At 66.6% G+C, this 317-nt stretch carries 1 pseudogene; it reads right to left on the reverse strand.

The annotated features are described in order from the left end of the window. Positions 1-317 (reverse strand): annotated as a pseudogene (locus tag NE591_RS13685) (ABC transporter ATP-binding protein); the annotation flags it as partial.

Here is a 317-nt window from a genome sequence, read left to right on the forward strand (position 1 = left end):
CGATGGGCTCGTCCAAAAGATACAGCGCCGCGTGACGGGCCATGACGATCGTGAGCAGCACCATCTCAACGGTGCCCTTGTAAAGCGCCGCGCACGGGGCGCCCTCGGAAACGCCGAGCCGAGCAAGCATGTCCCTGGCCAAGGCGGCGTCGAAGTCCTCGTAGAAGTCGGCGAAGAAGGCGATCATCTCGCGCACGCGCATGGAACGGGAGAAGTAGGGCCGCTCGGGCAGGTAGGTGACGAGCGCCTTCGATTCCGGGCCTACCTCATTGCCCGCCACGCGAATGTCGCCCGCCGTCGGATGGGGCACGCCGGCG

The organism is Adlercreutzia sp. DFI.6.23, assembly GCF_024462535.1.
Lineage (GTDB): Bacteria > Actinomycetota > Coriobacteriia > Coriobacteriales > Eggerthellaceae > Adlercreutzia > Adlercreutzia rubneri.